This window comes from Motiliproteus sp. MSK22-1 (assembly GCF_001968815.1).
Lineage (GTDB): Bacteria > Pseudomonadota > Gammaproteobacteria > Pseudomonadales > Balneatricaceae > Motiliproteus.
This window is the reverse complement of record NZ_MIEQ01000031.1, coordinates 1-5771: the sequence shown is the minus strand read 5'-3', so window position 1 is coordinate 5771 and position 5771 is coordinate 1. Positions and strand designations below refer to the sequence as shown.

At 43.7% G+C, this 5771-nt stretch carries 7 protein-coding genes and 1 pseudogene; 7 read left to right on the top strand and 1 reads right to left on the bottom strand.

What is annotated here, in order from left to right; all coding sequences use genetic code 11:
• Positions 1-365: reverse transcriptase domain-containing protein (locus BGP75_RS08975; RefSeq protein ID WP_255395929.1), on the bottom strand; the 365-nt coding region annotated here is incomplete at its 3' end.
• Between the two features lie 51 nt (positions 366-416).
• On the opposite strand from BGP75_RS08975, the gene BGP75_RS08970 reads away from it, so the two are divergent.
• The 7 genes and pseudogenes from BGP75_RS08970 (at position 417) to BGP75_RS08940 (ending at position 5297) form a co-directional block, all read left to right on the top strand.
• Positions 417-794 (top strand): transposase, encoded by a 378-nt coding sequence (locus BGP75_RS08970; protein ID WP_076717897.1) that lies wholly within the window; start codon positions 417-419, stop codon positions 792-794.
• A 264-nt stretch (positions 795-1058) separates the two neighbouring features.
• A complete protein-coding gene (locus BGP75_RS08965; RefSeq protein WP_076717894.1) occupies positions 1059-1322 on the top strand; it encodes a CopG family ribbon-helix-helix protein in 264 nt (87 codons plus the stop codon).
• The gene (locus BGP75_RS08960; RefSeq protein ID WP_076717892.1) at positions 1322-1609 is read left to right on the top strand and encodes a type II toxin-antitoxin system RelE/ParE family toxin; all 288 of its coding nucleotides are present in this window, start codon (positions 1322-1324) and stop codon (positions 1607-1609) included. Before BGP75_RS08965 ends, BGP75_RS08960 begins: the two co-directional genes overlap by 1 nt.
• 163 nt (positions 1610-1772) lie before the next feature.
• Positions 1773-3322: pseudogene (locus tag BGP75_RS08955) on the top strand (IS1182 family transposase).
• A 205-nt stretch (positions 3323-3527) separates the two neighbouring features.
• On the top strand, positions 3528-4274 hold the full coding sequence (locus tag BGP75_RS08950) for an alpha/beta hydrolase (protein WP_076717890.1): 747 nt from the start codon (positions 3528-3530) through the stop codon (positions 4272-4274).
• A 118-nt stretch (positions 4275-4392) separates the two neighbouring features.
• Complete coding sequence (locus BGP75_RS08945; RefSeq protein ID WP_076717888.1) at positions 4393-4812, top strand: helix-turn-helix domain-containing protein; 420 nt, start codon at positions 4393-4395, stop codon at positions 4810-4812.
• 71 nt (positions 4813-4883) lie between these two features.
• Positions 4884-5297, top strand: a complete 414-nt coding sequence (locus BGP75_RS08940) for a VOC family protein (protein ID WP_076717886.1) — start codon at positions 4884-4886, stop codon at positions 5295-5297.
• Positions 5298-5771 lie beyond the last annotated feature (474 nt).

Below are 5771 nucleotides of genomic sequence, written 5' to 3'. Positions count from 1 at the left end.
TTTGTTAAACGCCGAACTTGTTGCTTAAATCTCGACAACGTTTTCGGGTGCCATTGAATGCGTCCTGCCCGGAAGGTAAATCCCAGAAATTTGCTTTCAGTGGTTTTAACAACGCGACTTTTGGCCGTGTTAACGACCAGTTTCAAGCGGTTTTGCAGGTAGTTGCTGATGCTGCGAAGCACACGTTCGCCAGCTCGTCGACTTTTCACCAAGATCGTAAAATCATCGGCATAGCGGGCGAACTTATGTCCTCGTTTTTCAAGTTCCTTGTCCAGGGGGTCGAGAATGGTGTTAGCCAGAAGTGGGGATAATGGTCCCCCCTGAGGCACACCTTCACGACTTTCACTAAAGAACTGGTTATCGATAAACCCAGCTCGAAGATAGTGTTTAATCAGCTTAAGTAGACGTTGTGCCGAATGGAGGATGGTCGAATAAACGGCCGAAAAGCAACCGGCTTCCAGGGTTATCGAAAATACTGTCGAGTCTGTCCTTTAAAGGCTCAGTGTTTACGAAATCCCAATCAAAAAGAAGGCCGCCAAGTGACATTCTTCGACAGGAGCGAGCACAAGGAAAGCAGTTATATAGATCGTATGAAAGAGAAGATAGATAGTCCGATGGGGCGGCATATCTACAGTCAACGACTAGGAACGGTAGAACCGGTGTTTGGAAACCTGGAAGCCAACAAGGGGCTCAAACGCTTTACCTTGAGAGGAGAAGGCAAGGTTAATGCTCAGTGGCTGATGTTCTGTATGGTGCACAATATAGAGAAGATTGCGAGACAGGGTAACCGATAATAAGTGACTGAAGGACTTCGTATAAGAAGCCCCTTAAGTGTCTCCTGAACGCGATAAGGTGAAATGGGAACAGTTATGATCAGTTCAAGAATAAACGCTGATCATATGCCAAAAGTTAAATCAAAGAGGTGAGGTAATGGATAAGTTGGAATTATGTTTTTCAAAGATCCTAATCCGACAGCCTCGTTATAAGCTGTTCGCCAACCTGCAAGAGATGTAGTAATATGTATTACATGTGATTACACAAATGAGGAGAGGGCTACCATGAGCGTTACAAGTGTTCGCCTGAGCCAGGAGGTCGAAGCGCCTCTAGAAAACTTATCTGCAAAACTTGATCGAAGCAAAAACTATCTTATTAACCAAGCGGTTAAAGAGTTTGTTGCGCGCCAAGCCATGGAGGAATCACGCTGGACAGATACTCTCCAAGCACTGGACTCAGTGAAGTCAGGCAAATCGATCGATGGAAATGAAATCGAAAACTGGCTTCAGAGCTGGGGGTCCAAGGATGAAAAGGCCCCACCGAAATAATGAATATCCTCTATACACCAGAAGCAGTTGATGACCTAAATCGATTGCGCTCGTTCATTTCAGAAAAGAATCCATACGCAGCCCAGCGTGTGGCCGGTGAGCTACTAGAGGGTATTAATAAGTTAAATATTTTCCCCAAAATGGGTATCCAGGTTAGTCGAGCGCCAGACCCTTCAATTATTAGAGATTTATTCATAGGCTCATACACCGTCCGATATCTTTTAGCTGGCGAAGAAATCCATATTTTGCGTCTATGGCATGGCAAAGAAATCGAGAAAAGCTTATAACAAAGCGTTCAACTTCAGCCCTGCAGGCTCGGAACTCCGCGCTACGCGCTCCGTCCCGTTATTGCGGCGTTGAGGCTGTCGGAAAAGTCCTCCAGCCCCTGGCGAATGGAGTTCATTCTCGCTAAACTCGACGAAAAGAATTTAACCGCAGATAGGGCAAGGGATGGCGCGCTTTAAACACTACGATTACAATCAGACTAAAATGATTCCATTACGGTTTGCAGATCAAATCCAGTCCGGTACGTTTGAATATACCCTCAATCATGTCGTTGATAATGATCTTGATCTGAGTATCTTCGAGCAGCGCTATCGTAATGATATCAACGGTGCGCCTGCTTATGACCCAGCCATACTGCTAAAGATCGTCTTATTTGCCTATTCAAGAGGCATCACGTCCAGTCGAGGTATTGCTCAGGCGTGCCGCGAGAATGTGCTTTTTATGGCACTTTCTGCTGACAGTCAGCCTCATCACAGTACCATTGCTGACTTCGTCACTCGAATGGATGAGGGGATAGCCCCACTGTTTACCCATGTGCTGATGGTCTGTAATCAGATGGGATTGATTGGTCGTGAGATGTTTGCCATCGACGGTTGCAAGTTACCCTCCAATGCCTCGAAGGAGTGGAGTGAAACCCACGCTGAACTCACCCGTAAGCAACGTAAGATAGATCGAGCAGTGGAACGAATGTTAGTGGCTCATCGTTCGCAGGATCAGCGGGTCGAACCGAAAATTCGAGAACGGCAAGAGGCACAGATCGAAAAACTGGAACAGGCCAGTGCCAAGATAAAAAAGCACTTGGCGACCGAACCAGAACGGATCGGTCGCGGTAAACGAGCTAAAGCTATTAAGAACAATATAACCGACCCAGACAGCGCGAGTATGAAGACGTCAAAAGGTGTGATTCAGGGTTACAACGGTATTGCAGCTGTTGATAGCAAGCACCAAGTCATTGTTCATGCTCACGCATACGGTGAAGGCCCGGAGCAGCATGCACTGGTGCCTATGCTGCTGGGAATTAAACGTCAACTATATCAAATCAGCGAGAAGAATGAGGGTATTCTGCAATCAACAAAAATCACTGCAGATAGTGGCTTTCACAGTGAAGATAATATGAAAAGGTTGAGTCGGATGGGCATCGACAGTTATATCGCTGACAATCAGTTCCGAAAACGCGACCCGCGTTTTATCGACTCGATCACTTATCAGGAAGAACAGGAAAAACGACAAGCAGAACGAGGGTATAAGCATTCGAAACGCTTTGCACTGAGCGACTTTGATTATGATCCTGTGGCGGGGACTTGCCGCTGTCCAGCAGGCAACTCGATGTGGTGCCGAATGGAGGATGGTCGAATAAACGGCCGAAAAGCAACCGGCTTCCAGGGTTATCGAAAATACTGTCGAGTCTGTCCTTTAAAGGCTCAGTGTTTACGAGATCCCAATCAAAAAGAAGGCCGCCAAGTGGCATTCTTCGACAGGAGCGAGCACAAGGAAAGCAGTTATATAGATCGTATGAAAGAGAAGATAGATAGTCCGATGGGGCGGCATATCTACAGTCAACGACTAGGAACGGTAGAACCGGTGTTTGGAACCTGGAAGCCAACAAGGGGCTCAAACGCTTTACCTTGAGAGGAGAAGGCAAGGTTAATGCTCAGTGGCTGATGTTCTGTATGGTGCACAATATAGAGAAGATTGCGAGACAGGGTAATCGATAATAAGTGACTGAAGGACTTCGTATAAGAAGCCCCTTAAGTATCTCCTGAACGCGATAAGGTGAAATGGGAACAGTTATGATCAGTTCAAGAATAAACGCTGATCATATGCCAAAAGTTAAATCAAAGAGGTGAGGTAATGGATAAGTTGGAATTATGTTTTTCAAAGATCCTAATCCGACAGCCTCGTTAGGCTTTCAGGAGAGTTATGAGTTATCTAAAAGGAATCGTAATCATAATTACGTGTTGGGTGAATAGCGTAAATGCAGAAAACATTTATGATGAAGCCAGAGATAGAACTATTCCAGTAGAAATTACTTTCCCTGATAATATCGAGCCATGCTCTACTAAATTAAAGTGTCCAGTTGCCTTTTTAAGTGCTGGATATGGGGTATCACATACAAAATATACTTTCCTATCTAAGCAATTTAACCAACTTGGTTACCTTGTCATTGCAATAGGTCATGAGCTGCCAAGTGATCCAGCTTTATCTGTTTCAGGTAATTTATATGAAACACGAAGTGAAAACTGGAGTCGTGGTGCAAAAACATTAGATTTCTTAAAAGGCTCCTTGAGTAAGCGCTTTAATAAGTACGACTTTGAAAAACTGATACTAATCGGTCACTCTAATGGTGGAGATATTTCAGCGTGGTTAGGAAATGAAAATAAGAGCTATATTCAAAAAATCATAACACTTGATCATAGGCGTGTTCCTTTACCTCGTAGTGGTGACTTCCAAATACTATCTATTCGGGCTAGTGACTTCCCAGCAGATAAAGGTGTATTGCCGACAGAAATTGAACAAGAAAAGTATGGAAGTTGCGTCGTTAATATTCCTAAGGCAAAACATAACGATATTGCTGATTTTGGTCCTGAGTGGTTAAAAGAGAGGATTAACCATTTAATAAATAGTCACCTAAACGGTCTGCCTTGTTCCGAGCTTATAAAAGCCTAACAAGAAATTAAACAAGGACAAAAACAGTTGGCTTTTGCTCCTTCGTAGTCTATTTTAGCCAACAATTTTTTCCTGTTAATTAAGCGTTATATTTTACGTGGATCAAGAAGTATATTTTATGGCTACAAATTATAATTTTAAAAGGTTGAATGCTGGCAGGGATTATATTGCTGATAATTATCAAGCACCGCTCAGCTTATCCAGTATAGCAAAGTATTCAAATATGTCCCCTTATCATTTTTTGCGTGTTTTCAAGGATACTTATGGAGAAACGCCGAACGAATTCTTGATTAGGCTTAGAGTCGAAAAAGCTAAGAAAATGCTTATTACGGAAAATTTTAGTGTCTCAGAAATTTGCGAGAAAGTGGGCTACATAAGTCTTGGTAGCTTTTCTTCATTGTTTTTAAAACAAGTTGGTATGGCACCTACTTTATATCGTCGTAAGCTTTGGGCTTTGTCTACTGAAGCATACCGTTTTCCCTCGCAGGCTATACCGGCATGTTATGCCTACCATTTTTTGGGAAAATTGGCTAATTGAGCAATATTGGAGAAATATCATTTTGATTATTTCTATAAAATAAAGATGAATTAACAACTGGGAATATATAGATGATCACATCCATAGCGCATTCAACAATATATGTACTTAATCAGGACGAAGCTCTTGATTTTTACAAAAACAAGCTCGGTTTCGAGGTCGGTGATGACATGAAAGTGGAAGGAGGTTTTCGATGGCTAACTGTATATCCGAAATCTAACTCACAACTTCAGCTGGTATTGGCAGAGCCAAAAGAGGGACCGATGTTCACCAAAGACTCTGCCGAAAAAATACGAAGTTTAATCGAAGAAGGCGCATTTGGAGCGGGCGTTTTCGAAACTGAAAATTGCCAAAAAACGTACGAAGAGCTTGTGGCTAAAGGAGTGGAATTTATCCAGCCACCTGCAGAACAGCTTTATGGCGTCGAAGCTATGGGCATAGACAACTCTGGTAACTGGTTTAGCTTGGTTCAACGGAAAAAATAAAATATATAATCGGGTAGCCGGAGGTCTCTAACCTCCGGCCCCAACAACACCCTGCATGCGGGTCCGCACAGGGCGCTTCACTTAGGATAGTGAAGCCTGTTAGCGATACCAAAGTAATTGATCCAGCCTCGTATAAACTGGCTGGTTTTGAAGAACTGATATTTGATCGACACGCCCTAGTTTCGGTTGGTTAAACGCCGAACCTGCTGCTTAAATTTCAGCAACGTTTTCGGGTGCCATTGAATGCGTTCTGCCCTGAAGGTAAATCCCATGACTGATGGGGTAAGCCCCCATTGGGGTTCGAGGAACGGTTATAGTGTAAGCGATTGAGGAACCCACCTTGATTGGGTGGGTTTGTTATTCTAGGGTAGTCGGTTTTCTGTAAACTAGGACTCAGCTAAAGCCAAGGGTAAGTTGGGTTAGCGCAACGTAACCCAACAACAGCTTTTGATCAGGAGGGCTGATCGTTCCAGG

Bases quoted from the DNA above. Each gene is read 5' to 3' on its own strand.
- BGP75_RS08970 (WP_076717897.1), top strand. From the start codon at position 417: ATGGAGGATGGTCGAATAAACGGCCGAAAAGCAACCGGCTTCCAGGGT.
- BGP75_RS08965 (WP_076717894.1), top strand. From the start codon at position 1,059: ATGAGCGTTACAAGTGTTCGCCTGAGCCAGGAGGTCGAAGCGCCTCTA.
- BGP75_RS08960 (WP_076717892.1), top strand. From the start codon at position 1,322: ATGAATATCCTCTATACACCAGAAGCAGTTGATGACCTAAATCGATTG.
- BGP75_RS08950 (WP_076717890.1), top strand. From the start codon at position 3,528: ATGAGTTATCTAAAAGGAATCGTAATCATAATTACGTGTTGGGTGAAT.
- BGP75_RS08945 (WP_076717888.1), top strand. From the start codon at position 4,393: ATGGCTACAAATTATAATTTTAAAAGGTTGAATGCTGGCAGGGATTAT.
- BGP75_RS08940 (WP_076717886.1), top strand. From the start codon at position 4,884: ATGATCACATCCATAGCGCATTCAACAATATATGTACTTAATCAGGAC.